Genomic DNA, 759 nt, shown 5'->3' with positions numbered 1-759 from the left:
GCCTTGGACAATAAGGCACATGTCTTATGATGATTAAAAGATGATATTTGATCCAAGGAAAATAGAAAAAGTAAAGACAAAATAATCTAAAAGTATAAAACCATTTCCTCAAACGAGAGTAGTTTTTCCAATCGATCGAATATGAGTCACCGAGGACAGCAACTATCTGCTGCAGAGAAAGAGGCGGCCGATGCCCTCTTGAACTTTGAGGGGAACATCGATAGTGTCTCTGGTACTCCGACTCCGACCCCATGGACGACGGAAATGTACGAAAAACACCTGGATGCGTGTTACAAAAAGCCGAGAACCACATTGGATGAAGGAGTAGGTTATGCAAAGAGATTTCTCAATTGGTACGCCGGACAGATGATCGAAGAAGATGATCTGCTGGATACTTATCATTCTCTCCTCAGCTGCTACAAATATGACCAAAAATATATTCTTTCTAACAAGGTGTGTCTTCCTCGGGCCGAGACTGCTCCAGGAGACGAGTCTCCAATGATCAATCTAGAGGAAGATGATCCAACCAAGCCCCCCAATGCTCTTCAAGCTGTGAAGGTTGCTGGTCAGGCGAAAGGTCAGGTTGCAAAGGCTGTTGACAAGATGAAGCTCCCCAAATGGGACTGGTATGAGCCGAGGGCCACCAATATTATGTCTGTCAGTGTGAAAGTTGGGGCTAACAAAGTTTCCATTTCAAGCCAATCAGCCATCCTCTGGTACGACCTTCTTTTTGATTGGTTGTCCCCGTTGGATCCGGAC

Annotated in this window: 1 protein-coding gene; it reads left to right on the top strand. The window is 45.1% G+C overall.

What is annotated here, in order from left to right; genetic code table 11:
* Positions 1–264: 264 nt before the first annotated feature.
* Positions 265–759: hypothetical protein (locus ACO0K4_RS19400; protein ID WP_422958321.1), on the top strand; the 495-nt coding region annotated here is incomplete at its 3' end.

This window comes from Undibacterium sp. RuTC16W (assembly GCF_049339445.1).
GTDB lineage: Bacteria > Pseudomonadota > Gammaproteobacteria > Burkholderiales > Burkholderiaceae_D > Undibacterium.
The sequence above is the reverse complement of the archived record's forward strand: the minus strand, read 5'-3'. Positions and strand labels throughout refer to the sequence as shown.